Origin of the sequence: Robinsoniella peoriensis (assembly GCF_000797495.1) — a bacterium.
Classification (GTDB): domain Bacteria; phylum Bacillota; class Clostridia; order Lachnospirales; family Lachnospiraceae; genus Robinsoniella; species Robinsoniella peoriensis.
On record NZ_JTGN01000019.1, the window covers coordinates 82,986 to 103,561 of the forward strand.

14 protein-coding genes are annotated in these 20,576 nt (G+C 38.6%); 3 read left to right on the forward strand and 11 right to left on the reverse strand.

Features of this window, described 5'->3' with window-relative positions:
* Window positions 1–15 precede the first annotated feature (15 nt).
* Together QR40_RS26605 and QR40_RS26610 are read right to left on the reverse strand one after the other, a co-directional pair.
* Window positions 16–3,480: an InlB B-repeat-containing protein gene (locus QR40_RS26605; protein WP_044297569.1), complete on the reverse strand. Its 3,465-nt coding sequence runs from the start codon at window positions 3,478–3,480 to the stop codon at window positions 16–18.
* A gap of 377 nt (window positions 3,481–3,857) precedes the next feature.
* The gene (locus QR40_RS26610) at window positions 3,858–4,991 is read right to left on the reverse strand and encodes a tyrosine-type recombinase/integrase (protein WP_044297570.1); all 1,134 of its coding nucleotides are present in this window, start codon (window positions 4,989–4,991) and stop codon (window positions 3,858–3,860) included.
* Window positions 4,992–5,377: 386 nt separating this feature from the next.
* Here QR40_RS26610 and QR40_RS26615 point away from each other — a divergent pair, with 386 nt between their 5' ends.
* Window positions 5,378–6,118 carry a LytR/AlgR family response regulator transcription factor gene (locus QR40_RS26615; RefSeq protein ID WP_027292341.1) on the forward strand — a complete coding sequence of 247 codons (741 nt, stop codon included), beginning with the start codon at window positions 5,378–5,380 and terminating at the stop codon, window positions 6,116–6,118.
* Window positions 6,119–6,124: 6 nt separating this feature from the next.
* On the opposite strand, the gene QR40_RS31975 is transcribed toward QR40_RS26615, so the two are convergent.
* From QR40_RS31975 to QR40_RS26650, 7 genes are all read right to left on the reverse strand, one after another.
* A complete protein-coding gene (locus QR40_RS31975) occupies window positions 6,125–6,673 on the reverse strand; it encodes a sensor histidine kinase (RefSeq protein WP_160295880.1) in 549 nt (182 codons plus the stop codon).
* Between the two features lie 1,500 nt (window positions 6,674–8,173).
* Complete coding sequence (locus QR40_RS26625) at window positions 8,174–9,085, reverse strand: helix-turn-helix transcriptional regulator (protein ID WP_242858592.1); 912 nt, start codon at window positions 9,083–9,085, stop codon at window positions 8,174–8,176.
* A 178-nt stretch (window positions 9,086–9,263) separates the two neighbouring features.
* Window positions 9,264–10,406, reverse strand: coding sequence for a glycoside hydrolase family 88 protein (locus tag QR40_RS26630; RefSeq protein ID WP_044297572.1), 1,143 nt, complete (start codon window positions 10,404–10,406; stop codon window positions 9,264–9,266).
* 20 nt (window positions 10,407–10,426) lie between these two features.
* The gene (locus QR40_RS26635; protein ID WP_242858593.1) at window positions 10,427–11,533 is read right to left on the reverse strand and encodes a glycoside hydrolase family protein; all 1,107 of its coding nucleotides are present in this window, start codon (window positions 11,531–11,533) and stop codon (window positions 10,427–10,429) included.
* A gap of 100 nt (window positions 11,534–11,633) precedes the next feature.
* Window positions 11,634–12,464 carry a carbohydrate ABC transporter permease gene (locus QR40_RS26640; protein WP_044297573.1) on the reverse strand — a complete coding sequence of 277 codons (831 nt, stop codon included), beginning with the start codon at window positions 12,462–12,464 and terminating at the stop codon, window positions 11,634–11,636.
* A 14-nt stretch (window positions 12,465–12,478) separates the two neighbouring features.
* Window positions 12,479–13,363, reverse strand: a complete 885-nt coding sequence (locus QR40_RS26645) for a carbohydrate ABC transporter permease (RefSeq protein ID WP_027292346.1) — start codon at window positions 13,361–13,363, stop codon at window positions 12,479–12,481.
* Between the two features lie 116 nt (window positions 13,364–13,479).
* Complete coding sequence (locus QR40_RS26650) at window positions 13,480–14,871, reverse strand: ABC transporter substrate-binding protein (protein ID WP_081999067.1); 1,392 nt, start codon at window positions 14,869–14,871, stop codon at window positions 13,480–13,482.
* Between the two features lie 256 nt (window positions 14,872–15,127).
* Here QR40_RS26650 and QR40_RS30365 point away from each other — a divergent pair, with 256 nt between their 5' ends.
* Both QR40_RS30365 and QR40_RS26660 read left to right on the forward strand, forming a co-directional pair.
* On the forward strand, window positions 15,128–16,873 hold the full coding sequence (locus QR40_RS30365; RefSeq protein ID WP_052431074.1) for a sensor histidine kinase: 1,746 nt from the start codon (window positions 15,128–15,130) through the stop codon (window positions 16,871–16,873).
* A gap of 35 nt (window positions 16,874–16,908) precedes the next feature.
* Entirely contained in the window at window positions 16,909–18,516 is a 1,608-nt protein-coding gene (locus QR40_RS26660; protein WP_044297574.1) for a response regulator transcription factor, read from the forward strand.
* Between the two features lie 298 nt (window positions 18,517–18,814).
* Here the strand turns inward: QR40_RS26660 and QR40_RS26665 are convergent, their stop codons facing one another.
* Together QR40_RS26665 and QR40_RS26670 are read right to left on the reverse strand one after the other, a co-directional pair.
* Window positions 18,815–19,828 (reverse strand): uroporphyrinogen decarboxylase family protein, encoded by a 1,014-nt coding sequence (locus QR40_RS26665; protein WP_044297575.1) that lies wholly within the window; start codon window positions 19,826–19,828, stop codon window positions 18,815–18,817.
* 45 nt (window positions 19,829–19,873) lie between these two features.
* Entirely contained in the window at window positions 19,874–20,518 is a 645-nt protein-coding gene (locus QR40_RS26670) for a D-sedoheptulose-7-phosphate isomerase (protein ID WP_044297576.1), read from the reverse strand.
* Window positions 20,519–20,576: the final 58 nt, after the last annotated feature.

Consider the following 20,576-nt stretch of genomic DNA (forward strand, 5'->3'; position numbering starts at 1 on the left):
CAGTTTCTCCCCCTCCTAATTGTTCAGAATTTCTTCTAGCATTTCAAGATCCTGTATGGTAATACGGTTTCCACTTAATGCCTCACTGTTCATATCCGCCATAATTTCCATGTATTCATAAAGATCCAGAGTTGTTCCAGTTCCCAGAAGGTATTCGGTAATAATGCTGGAATCTGCCACACGGACTGCTCCATTCATATCCACATCTCCAGAGACAAATACAATACAAGATGCCTGATTTTTTTCATTCCCATCGTAAGTAATCGTAACCCTTACAATGCCCGCCTGTCCTGCTTTTGCCTCTGCCTGGATCTCTGCTTTGTCCCCAGCCGGCTTGATTACACTTACCGGGAGTTTTTTTATTTCCGCATCGTCCTGCCCTTCCTTTAATAATGTTCCTGACCAGCCATAGCTATAATTACCGCTTGTACCTGTCCTTACATAGCGTTCAAAGCTATAGCTAAATTTCTTCATTTCCTCTGCTGAAGCGTATACACCATTAATTTTAACCTTTGGTAAGGCTTTGCTGCTTGTCATACCGGCGCTATTCTTTATTTTAATCATGGCATTACCACCATCAAATCCGTCAAATGTAATATCCTTTTTAGCATCTTTCCATATTGCTTTCAAAGTTATATTCTGAGCTGGCATGATAAATATATCATTAGGATATAGTTTTGTAGTGTCTGTACCATCTACCTTTACTGCAATACTGCTTTCCCAAAAGTCGAATAGTTTATCTTTTGGAGGCATTATATCGGCTGTATCCGAAACTGTTATATTCTCCCCTGTTTTATAATAAACCGGCAAGGGGATACCACCCTGACCCGCATCCAGATCATAAATCACACTAAACTTTTTCTCCCACTGGGCATATAATGTAACATTATTCTCAGGTATATATGTATCTCCGGCATTACCAACTTTTTCACCATTTTCTGATGTGGTAAACCAACCTAAAAAGTCAAAATTCTCTCTAGATGCATTAGGAAGTGTTGTACTTTCCCCTACTTTGACCGAATCTTGTGATTTTTCTGCTGTGCCTCCATTGCCATCATATTGGACTTCATAATATTCCGCATTGTAATAAAACACTAATTCATGAGCTGTTTTATAATCATTTACTTTAAACAATTTTCCACTTGTCTGGTTTCCACCATCAATACTATATTTTCCTGAAAACTTATAGCCTTTGGTATCTAAATCTGGTGCATAAAATGTTTTTGCATTCACTGTATTAGCTTCCCATATACCATTTTCATATGCAATTGTATTTTCATTAACTGTATATGCACTATTACTTACAGGTGGTGCTGTCGTTGCTGTAGTAGTCGTTGTTATTGCCGCACCTCCTGTATATGGGATAACATTACCTTTTTGATCAACTAATTTTACTGTCGTTGTATTCCAAAATCCGCCTGGGACATCCGGAATCCAATACAAAAAGCCGTCTGCTGCGGCAATCCAAGTATCATAATCACCGCTTGCAGCATTAATTTCTATATTTATTCCTGGCGTAATAAGATTAGAATTTACCATTATTTCAGCATTTTTTCCTCTAAGATCTCGTTTCCCATCTTTACTTATTGTTCTTCCAAAATTATATTTATTAAAATCCTGACCTATACCAACTGTGCTTATTGTTCCACCAGTACGTCCGGTATAAGGATATGATTCAATAGTTCTTAATAATCCATCATTATTTACAGAACCAAAGATAATTTTCCCCTCATAACCCCCTCCAAAATAGCATAAACTCATATCTTTTAATTTTGATTTTTCAGCTACTGCCGCATGGTCTTTCCACGTTTTTGTAACATCCATATAACCGATATTGGTACCTGCAAAATTATCATAGATTCTCGCAGATCCTCCAACATAACTATAATTCTGCAATAATTTTCCACCATCTAACGTTCCATTATCCAACATACTATGAATTTCCTCAATTGAAAAAGTACCTGCATATTTTTGTCCCATATAAGTTGTAGCATCTCGTGAATGAACAATGCCAGAACTCCATGCTGCAGCTTGAAGATAATTATCTCTTATTTCACCACCTGTTATGACAAAACTTCCTCCAAGGCCATCATACATATCAACTGCTGATTCATTATCACTTATATTATGCCAAATGAGTCCGCCAGTCATTTCAAAATAGCAATTGAATCTTCCGTTGACCGCAGCTCCCCATCCAGAACGGCATTCCTCGATCGTTCCGCCTCGCATAAAGAACCTTCCGCCCTGATCAATTCTTACGGCATTTCCATCTGCATCACCACCACGATTAAACCTCCTAATCACTGATGGATCATTCATAACTAACGTACCATCATAATCTGCTAAAACACCTGCTTCACTTGAGACAATATCATTACCCTCCAGAATAATATTATCCAATACAAGTTCTGTACCTTTCCCTTTCACTCTGAAGATATTGTATAAATATGTATTTCTACGATTTAGCGTCCCTCCGCCAGTCACTGTAATTTTTCTTCCTGTGGGTATAGTTATTGTACTTGTAACATCAAAAGACTCACCAAAACTAACCACAATATCTGAGGTTGCTTTTTCTATTGTGTTTTTCATATCTGTAAAACTTATGACAGATATTGTACCATTGTTTATTTCACTAATTGATAGACTTTCATCCATCTGTTTTTTGTAAGAATCTTTATCTTTAGATTTATCGTTGTCAACACTTTCCGTTTCTAATAAATCTGTATCCTGCAGTTCTGTCATTTGCATGTTTTCTGTATCAATATTCTCTTGGTTTTCTGTCGCTGCTGTTTCTAATCTTTCAGTCACTTCTGTTTCTATAATTTCTGTATCTTCTAAATGTTCTGTGTCTTCTGTATTTTTTGTATCTTCTACATGCTCTGTATTTCCAGTTTCTTCTTTTGTTGAGTCTATTTCAATTAGACTATCTGTTCTCACCCAAAAATATTCTAAGCTTTCTTTCTTTATAATCTCTTCCGTTTCCTGTAACGGTTCTGTACTCTCATGTTCTTTTTCCATTTGACCATTTTTCATATCCTGTTCTACTTTGACAGCTTTACATAACCTCCACAGATTATAATTGCCGCCATTTCCATCGTATTTTTCCATATATGGAACTTTGACTTCCTGAGTTTCATCAATATTTATTTTAATATAACCAGCACTATCTTCTGAACCTCCTTTAGAGACATATATCATTACATCTTTTTCATTAGCAACTTCTAAATTCTCATATCCCTCAGAAGCAAGCTGCTCAGCTGCCTTTTCAAGCCCTATTGACCATGCCTCATTAAACTCCTCAGAAGGTTCAAATACATCCACCTCCGTACCTGAATCATTGTATGTAAGCAAAGTTTTATTTTCTGCACTATGCTCATCCCCGAGAGCATAAGCAATTGGTATTCCGCCAATGCAAATACACACCGCCAATAGATATGCCAAAATCCGTCTAACATTTTTATTATTCATCTTCTTTTCCATTCGCCTACCTCAACCATCTTTTCCTCTTCTCAATTTACTGTGTACTAACATAGAATTTCAAATAAAATTACCACTCACTAGTAAAAAAAACACAAAACGACATTATTACTTCGAAAGTAAACATATTCATTTTTCTGCTCCCTCCTCATCGTGCGTAACCCACCACTGTATTTCCACTTAATTCCTACCCTTTCCATCATATTTAAAATATGTTATAATGCTACCTTAAATAAAAATTATAATGGGAATACTAATTCCATTGGCGCGTGTAATTTTCATGAAATTACTGATTTCGCGAAATAGCCCTGGTTTTCTTATAAATTATAGGTTTCATCCATTTTAAGGCTGACGGCTCATGACGGCTTATATTTTTGGTTTTAAGCTGCCAATCGCTTCATCTTCTTCATAGACTGCTGAATATGTTCATTTGTAGAATGTCCATACCAATCCATAGTAAGCTTTGCTGAAGTATGACCCAGCAACTCCTTCAATGCTAAAATATCCCCCCCTCTTTCCATGAATCTGGTGGCAAATGTATGTCGTAACGTGTGAAAATGTACACCTTTTATTTTCAGGGATTTTGTTATTTTTTCAATATGATACTGCAGTACTCTTGGATCTATAGGCCTTTCTTTAACTCCAAACATAAAATTAGCTTCAGTCCCTTCATGTTTCTTTTTTAAATTAGATAATAAACGAATCATAAATTCAGGCAATGGAATAAACCTTACAGAAGCCTGGGTTTTGGGTTTAGAATACAAAAGAGTTGTCTTATTATTCGTATTTCCATAATCATGAATTCTTTGTACTGTGTGTGTAATTCGCATCCCCTTTTCTAATTGGTCAAAATCTTCCCACTTCAATGCGCTGCATTCACCTACACGTAATCCAGTATAAAGTGATAGAAGAATTGCCAGATCTTTCTTTTTTGTCTCATCCAGTTTCTTTTCCAATGTCTTTTGTTCATGTATCGTCATAAACTTAGCTTTTTTCTTAGTTTCATTCTTCTTTTTAAATGGAATAGCCGGTACTTCATGAATTAAATTAGACTCGTAAGCACTTTGTAATGCTGCTATAAAACGTTTGCAAATACTATGAGAAGTTGCATATGAAATGTTCTTATCTAAGATATTCTGATACAGTTTTTTCATACTTTGTCTGTTCACTCCGACTAGCGGCTCATTTCCAATTGCAGGCAGTATGTGCCGTTCTATCTGCCCTCGGTATACAACATACGTAGACTCCTTTACATGAGGCCGTATCTCTTCTTCCAGCCAGTATTCCAGCCAGGTCCGCAGCTTCCCATCTCCAAATACCTGCTTCGTATCTTTTAATAATCCTGCCAGATTCTGATTTCCTTTATAAATTTCTAACCTTTTCTTAACCTCCGTATATGTTTTTCCATATACATAACTAAATGCTGTTTTTCCATTATCTTTTTTCCCGGTAACATATCTTCCTTCCCATCTTCCATCCTTTCGTTTATATATATTCTCTCCACGTCTTGCCACGTTATCTGTCCCCTTTCTATTTGACGGCTTATTGACGGCTTAAAAATTTTCATCTGATATTTGCTTTTGATCCATAAAGTCCATATATTTTTCTACTTGTCCATTAATCAATACATTTTTATTTAGATATTGACATTATTTGACAAATATGGTAAATTATTACCATAAACAGTGATATTACAAATGGTATAGATCATATTTAATATCACGAAATCAGTAATTTTGCGAACGGGTCATTGGTTTTTAATTCCGATGAATAGTTCGTTTTTTTATGCCTTTTCCTGGGTCATTATAATGAAATAAATTCTTATATGTTAAATCATGGTATAAGCGGTATTTCTTTTGCCCTAATTGGTTAATTGGTGATGGGAAGGATTTGTGAAATAATGATTACAGTGATTTTTTGCGATGATGAATTGACTGTTATACAAAGATATATTAAGTTGTTTGACAACATAAAAAAAAAGATAAATGAACAGATTTGTATAGAAATATATACCAGTGGTGAACAGGTATTATTTCATATTTCAGAAAGGCCGGAAGCGGTAGCTGTGCTGTTTCTAGATATTCAAATGACAGGTTTAGACGGCATTGCTACCGCTAAAACCCTTCGTAAGATGGGATGTTTTGCAGAAATTATTTTTCTTAGTGCTTATAAACAATATGTGTTCGAATCTTTTGAAGTACATCCATTTCATTATTTATTAAAAGATATAATAAAACCAAAGTACTTTGAAACTGTCTTCTTCAAGGCTTTGGAAAAATACAAACAACGGCGGGATCATTTTTATTCCTTTCGTACTTCTGATTCATTTGTTCATCTCGATATTGCACATATTTTATTTATTGAGGTTTACCAGAAAATGATAACCATCCATTGCCAGGATCAGGTTTATCGTTTTAGAGGTACGATTTCGAAGCTTTGCAATGAATTTATTCCCCATGGTTTTCTAAAACTCAGTCAGAGTTGTTTAATTAATTATGATTATCTGGATTATATAAAAGAAGGTACCGCTTATCTTTCTACAGGAGAAGCTCTGCCTATATCGAGGCGGTACCGTAAGGATGTAAACACAGAACTCAACAGTCGGGTTTTATCAAATTATTCGTCTCTATATAATATATAGAAGGAATTATACATTTTTTTCTCCACACTCTAAATGTACTTCTGCCAGACATCTGCCTTCATGGATACAAATATCAAAACTGCCTTGATAATTTTTCAAAGCTTTTCTGATGCTTAGTAAACCATAACCATGCTGCATGGAATTCCTTTTAGAGGTAACCTTAAAATTAACATACGGAGATTCCACCGTATTTTCAATCTGGATAAATAAAATTCTATGGCGATATACCATTATCATTGATATTTCTTTCGGAGATAATTTTAATTTTTCAGTTGCTTCAATGGCATTATCTATCAGGTTTCCCATAATAGAAATCCAATCATCATCTTTGATATTTAACTGGCGGGGTATTTCTAATTTAGTTTTAAAAGTAATATTTTTATTTTTTGATTCCATTTGTTTTTCTGTTAAAATCGCATCCAGTACAGGATTTCCTGTTTCAAAATATTTTTTCGGACGTTTCATTTCATTTATTAACTTTCCCATATAATTTAAGCATTCCTTATTCATCCCCTGTTCCACCATAGTATAAATAGATAACATTCTATTTTTCATATCGTGCCGGAAAACAGTCAGGTCTTTATAGGATTGTATCATTCCAGCATAATGCCGAACTTGTGTTTTTAAATGTATTTTTAATGCCTGATTCTGAACCTGCTCCCGGACTGCTCCCGAAAAAAAAGTGCAATAACGATTTAAAATAAAACATAATAATATAAAAATAGTGATATAACTTGATCCAACTCCTATTCCAAAACTACGGTATACCTTTGGATAGAAAAAAAATCCATCTATAATAAAAGTAAAAAAATAAAGGACCGATATCAGCTGCCTTCCTCTATCTTTCGATCTTATATGTGCTAATACTGCCATTCCAAGACCGATTGCGGCGGCTGGATACCAGACCATCTGCATGTCCAGATAACCAAATTTATGCGTAAATTCTCCCAGGGTTCCTATGTAAAATAAATACCTATAAAAAGTTGTTGTTGTTTTCAGAATTTTCCTCCACTTTTTGTTTTCCACATATCCTAAATATTGTATTAAATAAATAATGCCAAAATAGAAACAGAAATAATTGATATAATAGATTAATACATAATTATTGAGAAATTGCAAAATTAACCTGCATTCTGTTAGGAGCCATACACCGATACACATATATGCTTTTCCCACATAATTTCCCTCCTTAACCGGTATACAATAAAAAATATTTAGAATCGCAGATGTTATAATTGATATACTTCCCATAAGAAAAATCAAAATGCCAATTATAGATTGCGGCAGTTCCTTTTTTAACTGAGCTGTCACTATATCCGTCCTGTTACCAATTAATACGGTTGGTTCTCTCATATACGAGATAGGGTAACTAGAACGCATTTCCATTACCAGTTCCATACCATTATATCCTTTTGGAAGGTCTACAAACAAATAGAGCATCCTTGTGACAGGGAGTTCATGTGTGCCGCAACTAAAATGATATATTTCTTTCCCATCCAACTTTACTTGTAATTTCGAATACGTTGACCCTATCAACAGACACGGGTTGTTGTACTCTTTCGCATTCAATACTTTACTAACTGTAATCCTGTGTTCTTTTCGATAACTTAATGTTTGTGATAAACCCTCTTTTTGAAAAGAGTCCCATACGACAAGCTCACTCTTGACTAGGGATTTCTTCATAACATCCGGCATTTTGCCTCTAAACGATAATCCTTGAACTAATAAAAAAATAAATATTACAAAAATAAAACCGGGAAATACTTTTCTTACCTTCACCATACTAGCCATAATCTATGCCTCCTAATTAATCTAATTTTTTGCACCACTTATAGGAAAACCTTTATCAAAGTATTCTTAGGTTTGCAGTACAAACAAATTATATAATAAAAAACACATCTTAATTGAAGTATGCCAAAGTGAATTTTCAAAAAACGCAGGTCAGATGCAAGTAAAGGAGCTATTCTCCCTTTCCGCTTCTGCCTGCGTTCTTTTTACTTAATATTTGAACTAACCTGCCCTGTCTCTCAATCCACTAGTATAGCTGAACTAATCCTATAACCTACAAACCGGAACTGCCTGCTTCGCCCCCATGACCGTATTCGCTCCATAATTGAACTTCGGTGCCAGCGTGGAATCCAATTGATATCCATAAGCTTTCGCATTATACTTTTCAATGGCATATTGGACACTGTCAATAGCTACACAGAAATCCTCTTCCTTTTCATATGGTTCCGATTGAAAATAAAGCATTTCACAAGGTTCCAGTTCAACCACATCGCATCCATTTGGAATAGCTCCTGCATAATCGTAAGGCACTTCCACTCCTGCTGCTACGGCAGAGGTTCCTTCTTTCACCAGATGTGCCGGAAGTTCCAAAATGGCCGCCAGATCATATTTCTCAGGAATGCTGTTAAATAAACCTTCCCAATCACACCCTGCTTCCTGGCAGAAAGAAAAGTAATCCACAGCTGTTGCCGAACGCATCAGTATTATCTTTCTTTTTGGTCTTGATACTGCAGTAATCATACATAATTTCATTTCTTTACACATACTTCTGTCCTCCTTGTGATTAATTAACGTAAAATAATTTCGGATCGGGTACTGAACAAACAATGGAATAGGATCCGGTGAATTCCGGTACGAACTGGGCGTAACATGGAAAGCCTCCCAAAATGCCTTTACATATCCCTCATGGGATTGATAACTGCAGTTCAGTGCAATATCCAGAATTCGCTGGCTGCTATTCAATAATTCCAGGGAACTATCCGACAGACGGATTGCCCTGACGTACTCTTTCGGTGTCTTTCCGATAAATTCCTTAAATATTCTGTCTCCGTGCCTTTTCGAATATCCTCCGCAGGAATACATTTCTTCAAAAGAAAATTCTTCACTTTCCACATGATCCCGTATATAATCCTGCATCCTTTGTACAGCATTTACTTTTTCCATGTCCCACTGCTTCATTCCGATACCTCTTTCTCATTTTATATCTTTTCAAATTTATTTTCTTGAACTGATTGGACAAGATTTTTTCTCCTGCCGCTTCCTCTTTTATTATAATGCTTTTTCACCTAACAGTGTTAAAAATTAAATATCATAAAGGCAAAGCAAAACCGGGCGCGTCCTGCGCCCGGTTTTATCCCTACCAGTAAATCTCCCAATCCTTTGACAATCTCGTAAGCAGCTCCATATAGAAGTAATCTCCCCAGATAACACATTCATCCACACCCCTTGCTGCACTTTCCGGGATGGGGTTATAAGGCGTGGATTTCGCATACACACCATGAAGCAGTAACCCGTTGGATTCCCCCACATCACCGACACTATAGTCTTCTGCCAGTGACTGCGCAATCTTCTCTGCAAATTCACTATATCTTTGAGCTTCCTCTTTTGGCAGATACTTTGCCATTTCCAGCATACCGCAAGCTGCTATAGCGGCCGCTGAGGAATCCCTTGGCTCCTCGCCATCCATAAATTCCAAATCCCAATAGGGAATCAAATCATCAGGAAGACGTTTGATAAAAAATTCTGTTACCCTGTAGAACAGGTCAATACATGTTTGATCTTTCGTATAGCGATATCCCAGTGCCATACCATATATTCCCCAGGCCTGTCCTCTTGCCCACGCGGATCCGTCCCGGTAACCCTGATAGGTACATCCCCGTACAGGAGCACCCGTTTTGGGGTCAAAAAAGAAGGTATGGTAAGTAGAAGAATCCGGGCGTATCAGATTTGCCATACTGGTTCTAGTATGTGCCAGGGCAATCGCCCGGTACTTTTCATCTCCCGTAACATCCGATGCCCAATATAAAAGGGGTACATTTAAAAGACAGTCAATAATCAGACGGTAATTTTCTTCCACTCCCATAGTGCCCCATGCCTGTATAAACTGTCCTTTTTCCTGAAAGCGTGTCAGGAGCTGGTCCGCTGCCAGAACCGCTGCCTTCTTAGCGGCTTCACTACCCGTTAATTTGTATCCGGCAACGCAGGAAAGGGAATAAAGAAATCCCAGGTCATGGTGATCCACATCAATTTTTCTTTCCATACGGTCTAAAAAGCTGTCCACCTCTTTTAAAGCTTCTCTTTTGAAATCCTCATTGCCTGTCCGCTCATATGCCAGCCAATACTCACCGGTACAGAATCCGGTAGTCCAATCCACATTCTTTACAGACGGATAAAAGTTATTCTCACTGCAGGAATGCCGGAAGCAATCTCTAAAGTTGTCCAGATTTTCATGCAATAGCGCACATGCCCGATCCAATGATTTATTTAAATACTCAGTCATCTATTTCCTCCATCTACTGTCTACGCTAATGGAATACATGCATTCCATGCACAATTCATGGTAATAAAATCAACATCCGTTCCGTCATTTGTGGCTACAAACAAATGTGTTGCTTCTCCATTTTCATCTATGAGCAGAAATGGCCGGTCCATATTGCCCATCTTACGCACTTTTCCATCATCCCAAAGTATGTCACGGGTGAATGACGGTCCTGACCGGACATTCCATTTGACACCGTCTTCACTGGTTGCATATACACCGTCTCCGATATTTCCTGTATAGATGCCGTTAAAGTCTTTGGCAATCATGGCATACCCCGTGTCCGTTCTCCAGATAAAAGGATCTTCCACTTCACCGCCATCCTCAAATAAAGGTTTATCCGTGATTCTTTCATAAGGTCCCGACCAATGGGGTGCCCATGCTGCCCCTAATTTCATTCCGCTATACATCTCATTGCCTGATTTATATTCTCCATAAGGAGGTTTCTTCCAGCTTCTGGTCTTATATACTAACAGGCAGCTGCCATCCGGATTGATACAAGGTGCCGGATTAGAAGTGAAGAAATCATCAAAGTGTCCCGGGCGGACATCCAGTAAAGGGCGGTCAGAACGTTTCCATGGACCGAAAATGCTCTTTGACGTTGCCATTCCAATCCGCTTATTGCTGCGTGAGCAAATCCACTGATAGCTTTCAAAATTCAGGCTTCCATCCTGGGGTATATCCGGATATGGATATGTAGACCCCATGTAGAACAGTACGTAGGTATCACCATGCTTTTGAATTACCGGGTTGTGTGTAATACGTCCATCCCAGTATCCTGCGGCTCTGGGAGGTAACACTACCTCCTCAAATATATAGGGACCCTCAGGAGTCCCGGAAACAGCTCTGACAACCTCACTGTCTATCCCCCAGCCCGGATGAAATTGATAAGTCTTTTTCCACCTGGAAGCAAACATATGGTAATTTCCATCTTCGCCTTTTATTACGCTTCCACACCAAACCCAGTAATCCTCCATGGAGAATCCACCCTTCAACGGTGCGGGTTTAAAAAATTTATGTAATTGACATTCCTCTCGTCTCATATTTATTCCCAATGCATATTGCAGGCAAGCCTGCAATACTGCCACAATTAAACAGGTTGAAAGAAACACATCGTGGCGTCCTTTCTGCATTGTAATTTTCTTTCAACCTTACCCTGCTTATCAATCTTTATTTTATTTTGTCTGATTACCCTTTTAATCCACTTGTAGCAATACCTTCTACGAAATAACGCTGGCAGAACACATACAATATTACAATGGGAATCAGGCTGACCACGCTTGCCGCCATAATAAGCTGGTATTCCGTAGAATATTGTCCTACAAACATCCGGATTCCAAGTGGTATGGTTTTATTAGCTTCACTGCTGAAATAAATCATGGGACCCATAAAATCATTCCACACAGTTACAAAAGTAAATATCGTCAGTGTAGCCATTGCCGGTTTAGCCAGTGGAACTACAATTCGCCCAAAGGTTCCATACTCCGACAGACCATCAATACGTGCTGCCTCTAAGAGCTCATCTGGAATTCCCTGGAAAAACTGTTTTAACAGGAATACACCAAATGCCGCAAAGCTTTGAAGCAGAATATATCCCAAATGGGTATCTACCAGTCCCATTTTTTGCAGCATTACATACTGGGGAAGCATAAAAATCTGCCACGGAATCGCAATGGTTGCCACATAACACAGAAATAATGTATCCCGTCCTTTGAATTTACACTTCGTAAATCCATATGCTGCAAAGGCACAGGTTGCCAGCTGAATAATCGTAACAATTACCGTCAGTTTTGTACTATTAAAGATAAACAGGGCAAAATCTATTTTCTGCCATATTTTGATATAGTTTCCCCATTGAAATACCTCCGGAATCCATTGTATCGGACTGGTAAATACTTCATTAGAAGTTTTGAGGGATGCAGACATCATCCATATTAACGGCAGCAGCGTCACCACTACAATGATACTTAGTCCTGCATATATCAAGGTGCGCACTACCGGATTTCTCTTTTCTACCATTTTCTCTTACTCCTTTACATATAATCAGAAAACTTTTTCTCCATTCGGAACATCACTACCGTAATCGTTCCCACTATGAGAAATAGAATCATAGATGCAGCACTTGCCATTCCAAAACGCATATAAGAGAAAGACTGGTCGTAAATATATGTACTAAGCAAGGTAGTCGCAGTACCCGGTCCCCCCTCAGTAAGTACAAAAATAAGGTCAAATGTCTTGAAGCTGTTAATCGTAAGCATCATAAATACAAAAAAATGATTTGGTGTCAGCATTGGAAATGTAATTCCTTTAAATATCTGCCACTTAGATGCTCCGTCAATCTTAGCCGCTTCATATACGGAGGAAGGAATGCCCTGAAGAGCAGCCAGATAAATAATCATAAAATAACCCATATTACGCCAGATACTGACGATAATAACTCCAGTCAGAGCCCAGTCCGTAGAAGAAAACCAACCCGGAAGATATTGTTCTGCAAATCCCACTGCTTCCAGAGCTACGTTAACAGGACCGCCGTCTTTCATAAACATAGCTTTCCATACTGCTCCGATCGCTACAACAGAAGCTACATAAGGAAAAAATATGGCACTCCTGAAAAATGTAGTCCCCTTTAATTTCTGATTTACTAAAATAGCAAGTCCTAACGCAGCCGCCATACTGAGTATGACGGTAAAAAAGCTGTATTGCAGAGTCTGTGTTAAGGATGCTTTGAACACCCGGTCACCGAAAATAGCAAAAAAGTTATCCAATCCTGCAAACTTCATTTCTGTAAACCCGTCCCACTCCATAAAGCTGAGAACAAATGAAAATACTACCGGGATTAATACAAAAACTGCAAAGCCAATAAAGTTCGGTAGAATAAATGACATACCAACCAGGGTATTCCGTGTTCCCAGAGACATTTTTCTACGGCTCTTATCCTTTTCTCTTTTAATAATCAAACCTCAATTCCTCCTTAAAACAACGGTGGGCACTTACATACCTTTCCGTAATATTATCATTTATCCACCTTAAACGTTTACTTCTGGATTTCTTCACTCCGTTCAGCCATTTCAGCCAAACCTTCTTCAATACTTACCTCTCCTAACATAATAAGACCATGAACCTCTGTCAGCACAGAATCCACTTCCGTAACGTTTTCCCCAATCGGTCTGTCTGCTGCAATGCTCTTCACCTTGAATGCTTCTGCAAGCCCTTCCGGCATACCTTCCAATGAAGCAATTTCCGTTAAAACGCTGTCATTAAGCCGAGCCGGAACAGCGCCGACTTTCGCATATTCGCCAGCACATTCATCACTGCTTAAGAAATTAATAAATTTCCATGCAGCATCCTGCTTCTTGGATGTAGGGTTTATAACCAGTGGTGTACTTGCTCCAACGGTATATCCTGCTTCTACGTTTTCCGGGTGAGGCATTGTCGCTACTCCCCAATTGGTTACTTCTGTATCTCCGGCTTTAATAGCAGCTGTTAAGGTAGTCACATACCAGGTTCCCATAGGCATCATTGCAACATTACCTGCCTGAAAAGCACTGGAGTAATGAATATTAGCACTTTGCAGCGAACCAAAGTCCTGTATAATTCCATCATCCTGCATACCTACAGCCATTTCATAATAAGGTTTAAAGAAATCATATCCGGTGCTGAAGTCAAGTGTATCATGCTTTCCGTCCTGAATACCTAAATTCTGTACCTGTGTCTGCCATGTATGGATATAAGCGCCGTATACATCCTCACTAGCCACTTCTCTGGCTGTCTTTTCAAATTCTGCCCAGGTCATATCATTTGTCGGATACGCAACCCCTGCTGCATCAAATAAGTCCTTATTGTAATACAATACATAATAGTCTGTACGAACCGGCATCGCGTACTGTTTTCCTTCAATATTAAACGGCTGGTCCGTACCGTTAAATCCGGTCATGTCCACATTATCTTTTGCAATTCTATCCGTCAAATCTAGCATCTGGCCTTTTTTGTACAAGTCATACGTATTAGGCGCATCTTTAATGAAGTATGCATCTAATTCGCTTCCTCCATTTAACATCACATTTAATTTTGTATTATAATCTGTAGACGGGATATCAATAACCTCTACCTTAATATCAGGATATTTTGCTTCAAATGCAGCAATTGCATTGGAAGTACTGTCATTAGAGGTATAATCCCATGTTGCCAGCTTAATACTTGTCGCCTCACCGGAACCACCCGTTTCTCCTGCGTTTTCCCCTGACGTATCCCCGGCGGTTTCTCCTGAACTTTCTCCTGACGTATCTCCTGAATTTTCTGATGCTGTTGTGGTTCCTTCTGACGCTGCCTTGCTGCTCGTCTCCTTAGGAGCGCCTGTCCCACCGCATCCACTTAATAATGACCCGCAAATACTAATCCCCATAATGATTGCTGCTAATCGTTTCATACTTACCTTCTCCTTTTTTGTATTTTTTACTTTTTTGTTGGCTTTTCTTTCTGTCATTATTATATCAATTTGCATAACAAAAAGTAAACTCAGCATATTTTTCCGTTATAATACTATTTTACATTTTGTTATTTTCATCTATTACTTTTTTACGATTTAATACTATTTTTCGAATTTTTTTCACGAATTGAAACGGATATTCTTTTATGTTATAATGCGAATTATAAAAATAAATATATGTTTCTTCGGAGGCTGAATGAAAATTTATAAAATACAATTCAAAATTTTTATATCTACCGTTTTATGTGTTATGCTGGTAAGTCTTTTGGGAACAATGTATCTATACCAATATATTAATAAGCTGATCTATGAAAAGTCTCGTCATATTGATGAGATTTATTTAAATACTGTTTCTGAGCAGATCACTTCCTATCTGGATAATTCCATCGAGTTAGGTATGCGCTGCGCCAACGATACTTCTGTAATTCGTGCTCTTAATGCTTCTTCCCCCGGTAGCAGTCATTCAAAAGTATATTCCATTAATGCTCAAAAGCAGCTGAATGCCTATCTGGATAGTTTTATCGCCTATGCCTACGTGGACAAGTTAATTGCCTTTAACACAGACGGTACCATCGTTCAATCTATCAGCGCCCGTGAATTCGGTTCCCCAAATGATTATAATGAGTTGATTAATACAAAAATAGCCGACATACGCTATTTAAAACCAGATCAGTTAAGTCCTTATACCATTAGTCTGGATACTTCCATAACCAGGCAAAACCGGACCGCTCTCACCTTGCTCTGCCCGGTCTATGGAAAAAGTAATCAGTCCGTATACGGATATATTTATATCGAAATAGGCCTTAGCTTATTTTCCGACCTGCTATCGCCCTATGCCCAGGTAAACAATCTGTTTCTGATTGATGATGAAGGGAAAGCCCTGTCACAGCGTCCGAATATTTTACCTGCTGATATCTCTCTTTCCTCTATTGGAAATGGAATATATAACTTCGGAGATGCTTCATATGAGTTTTCCGGTAATCAATTTCCTGATATCGGCATGACTTTGTACAGCTGTGCCCCATTTCCTGTAATGGGAAATGACCGGAGCCATTTAATTTATATTATTATCCTGGTATTATTTATGGCACTATTAGTTGGTGCAGTGCTTGCGTTCCTTTCCTCCTACATTCTATCTCTGCCTATTCAGCGGCTGAATCAGCGGCTATGCAAAATAACCCAGGGTGATTTTTCGTTTGATGCCGAAATCGAACGTCCCCATGATGAAATAGGCGCGATCGGACACACGGTAAACGAAATGTCCAGCAGCTTCTTAAATCTCTTGCGCAATACCCAGGAAATGTACAAGCAGCAAAAAAATATTGAAATTGCCCTGCTGCAAAGTCAGGTTAATCCGCACTTTTTATATAATACTCTGGATTCTATTTATTGGATGGCAGTCATTCAAAAGAACACCGGCATTCAGCAAATGACCCGCAGCTTAAGTAATTTATTAAAAAATCTTGCCAAAGGAACCGAAGATCACATCCCCTTACAAGAAGAACTAGCCCTGCTAAATGATTATATTTCGATACAGGCAATCCGCTATATGGATGCTTTTGAGATGAAAGATCTGATTCCCCGAGACTTATACCATCACCGGATTTTAAAATTTACGCTGCAGCCGTTAATCGAAAATGCCATATTTCATGGAATTGAACCCAAAGGCATTTGCGGTATGATTTTATTAAAAGGGCATACCCAGGATGGTTACTTGTATATCGAAATCGAAGACGATGGAATGGGAATTCCTCCTGACAAACTGGAAACTCTGTTAGATACACCAAATCCGGTTAAAAATAAGGCTTCCTTAAATAGTATTGGTATCTATAATGTAAACAAGCGGCTGCAGCTGATCTATGGAAAAGAATGTGGTCTTCACTACGAAAGTGAACCTGGTCATTATACAAGGGTAACGATTAAAATCCCTTTGGAAGATTAATCCAATTATAGAATATGTAAAGAAGGTGAATTTGTATGTACAGTGTACTCTTAGTAGATGATGAACCACTTATTTTGTCCGGAATTAAATCCCTGCTAAACTGGGAAGCAAACGACTGTAAGATCGTAGATACGGCCCGAAATGGACAGGAAGCTTCTGATAAAATTCGTGCGTTAGAACCGAACATCGTTTTTTGTGATATTAATATGCCGGCAATGTCCGGTATTGATCTCCTTCAATTAATATCCAGGGATTATCCTTCTATTGTATTTGTAATGTTAACAAATCTGCAGGACTTTGACCTTGTTAAGAATGCTCTCCATTATCGTGCCGTAGACTATTTGGTAAAAAGCCAGTTGGAACCGGATGTGCTGGAACATTCCCTGACCAATGCGAAAAAGGAATGGGATAACCGAAATCTTTTAAACAATGCAGATTATATAAAAAACCAGGGTAAAGTGATCCAAGAACTATTATGGAAAGAGATTTTTTTAAGACCTACTCCTCAGGCGCTCAGCAATGCCCCTTTGAGTGATAATGGCCACCCTTTTGATTTGGAATCCTATACTGCTATTTATCTGATCATGGATTATAGCTTACAGGATCATACAAAAGACCATGGTGAATTATTTACCTGGGAAAAAGACCTGGTCAATGCAATGGCTCAAAAGCATTTTTCATCCTTCTCCTTATTTGAGCCGGATCATTCCAGTGACAGCCTTGTAATACTTTGTTCCACGCCCAGGGAACCAAGGGCATTCAAACAATTAATGGAACAGTTTTATCAAAAACTATGCTCTTCTTCCGCTAATATTACACAGGTATCCATTTGCATGATGGCAGCAGAATGCTTTCATGGCTTACAGGCTATGGCTGATTGCCGCGCACAGCTTTTTGCAATGGTCGACCATTTTTACAACACCGAACAGCCTTTTTTACTGGGAAGCAATATTACTCCCATTTCCTATATGTCACTGGGGCTTACCGGTATATCCTCACATTTACTGGAAGCTCTGCGTGAAAAGAATGCAGTAAGATGCAAGTCCCTGCTGGATAAGGCAGCTTCCCGTATTCAGAATATAAATCATGAACGCAACAGTGCTATCTGGCTGTGCAGTGAACTGTATACAACAGTGGCGGAAATATTCCATAAGAGTATTCCTGATTCCAGACTAAGTACTTATTTTTCCCAATCAGAAAACATGCTGGATCAAATAGAACATATGCATACACGATCCCAGATTTTAGACTGGCTGGAACATCTGAATAAATGTACAATTTCAGCAATTGAACAGGCGAATGCTGACCGGTGCAGTTTTGTGGATTCCGCCAAACAATACGTGGAAGATCATATTGAAGAACGTATCAGCCTTTCCGATGCTGCCGATTATGTGAATATATCTCCCGCCTATCTGTCCTCTATATTTAAAAAAAGATATGGAGAAAGTTTTATTGATTATGTCAATAAATGTAAAATGGAATATGCCTGTAAACTTATTAAGGAAAGGAAATACTTAATATATGAGATTTCATTTCGACTAGGCTTTAATAATGCCTATTATTTTACGAAAACGTTCAAACGTTATACGGGATTGACTCCTATGGAATATCAGAACGCGTTAAAAAATGATGAGGTTAAATAGACGTAAACTATAGATAGCATGCTGAAATTTTGCACAGTCACAATAAAGTAATCTGTGCATTATATGGACTTCCAACACAAACTGTCATTTCTGAAAAAAAGGAACGAAGTTTACCACAATTTTAAACACACGCTTGAGGGTGTCTGAAAATTGAATATTATAAAGATGTGAGAAAAAGTTTGTGGTAGGGATATGCGTGCCAAGTTTAGGAGGTGCAGCAGGCTGCACTGACCAAATTTGGCACATACATACGGCAAAGCGGGACATGCAGATGGATAAAATGAATTTTAAGCAAGCTCTACTCCCTCGCTGCCTCTGCCATGGCCAGAATGTTTTCAGGCGGAACATTTCCCAACAGCTCTTCATGGCTGGGGGAGACTACCAGACCCGGACCTAAAATGTCTTTCACACGGTGTACCTCATCCTTAATCTGCTGCGGAGATGCGTTTACAAAAAAAGACTGTGCATCAATTCCGCCCACAAATGCGAGATCATTTTTGTATTGCTGTAATTCAATAGCACTCATACCATATGCCTGCGCCTGAAGAGGATGAAGAATGTCTACTCCGGCATCGATCAGATCCGGTATGATTTGATAAATGGATCCGCAGGAATGTACCATGACCTTTTTCCCATGCTTCTTACCCACATCAATCAGCCTCTTTAGAGATGGCATCACAAATTTCCGAAAAAGTTCCGGTGAGATCATAAGATTTCTCTGGGTCCCAAAGTCATTTCCAATAAACATCACATCCGAGCGGTGTCCTGTCTCTTTTAACATTTTATCGTTAGCTGCCACATAGTAATCTACAATATGCTCCGTAGCCGCCTCTACAACTTCCGGATCCGTATACATTTTCACGAAATAGTTTTCCATTCCGAAAAAATTACATAAATCCTGGAAAAATCCGCTCCATATCCCACCCAGTATCATTTTATCCTGATGTTGATCCATCTGGGCAATCACCTCTGAAAAGTCAAAATGGCTCACATCCGGCCATGGATATGCTTCTATTTCACTAATCTCCTCACATTCTGCAAAACATCCGGGACAGCTTAAGGAAATCCCTCTCTCCATATTCCAAAAGTAATCAAAGGCAGGTTTTCCATCAGGAGCATGGTAGCAGTTTACGCCTCCAATCCAACGGATATCATCATTTAAATAGTTAAAAACAGCTTCCCTGTCCGGACGAATCTTCCAGGCATCTGCAAGCAGCGGAATAATATCATCACTTGGATGACCTGTCCACATTGCCCCTTCCGGCACTTCTTTTCTTTCAAAAACCCTCATTACTTTTTCTCTCGCATTCATAATGATTCCTCCATATTATTATCTTCTTATTATTAACTTTATCTGCTACAATAAGCCAAATCTCTCATTTTCCACTGCCGCACATAGCGCATGGTATACGGGAAGATGCAGTTCCTGGATCCTGTATGTTTCCCTTTCCGGTACCGCAATTGTTACATCACAGAGATTTCCCAGTATACCTCCGCCTGCTCCCGTAACACCAATTGTATTCATGCCAAGCACTTTTGCCACTTTTACAGCGTTTATTACATTCCGTGAATTTCCGGAAGTTGTGATGCCAATGAGCACATCACCACGTTTACCATAACCCAGTACCTGTTGGGCAAAAACAGTATCCGGAGATACATCATTGTTAAAAGCGGTCATCAATGCGGATTGGGATGTTAATGAAATTGCAGGGAGTGCTTCCTGTAAATAATCCGCCAGGTCCTCTCCCTGAAATTCCCGTTCCATTTTTTCTCTCAGTTTGGCTGGTAACGGACGTTTCAGCCGGAATCCCTTCATGAGTTCTCCAACGATATGTTCTGAATCGGCTGCACTGCCGCCATTTCCGCAGACAAGCACCTTATTTCCCTGTCGGTAACTTTCCGATAAAATAGAAAAAGCGGTTTCAATTTCCCCTGCATATCCTTTTAACGCAGGAAAATTCATATAAAGGCAATTAAATATATCTTTTGTTTTTTCTTTCATTCTGCCCCTCCATATTCTGTAACTGCTCCTGATCAGTAATTCATCCTGTTTCTATACC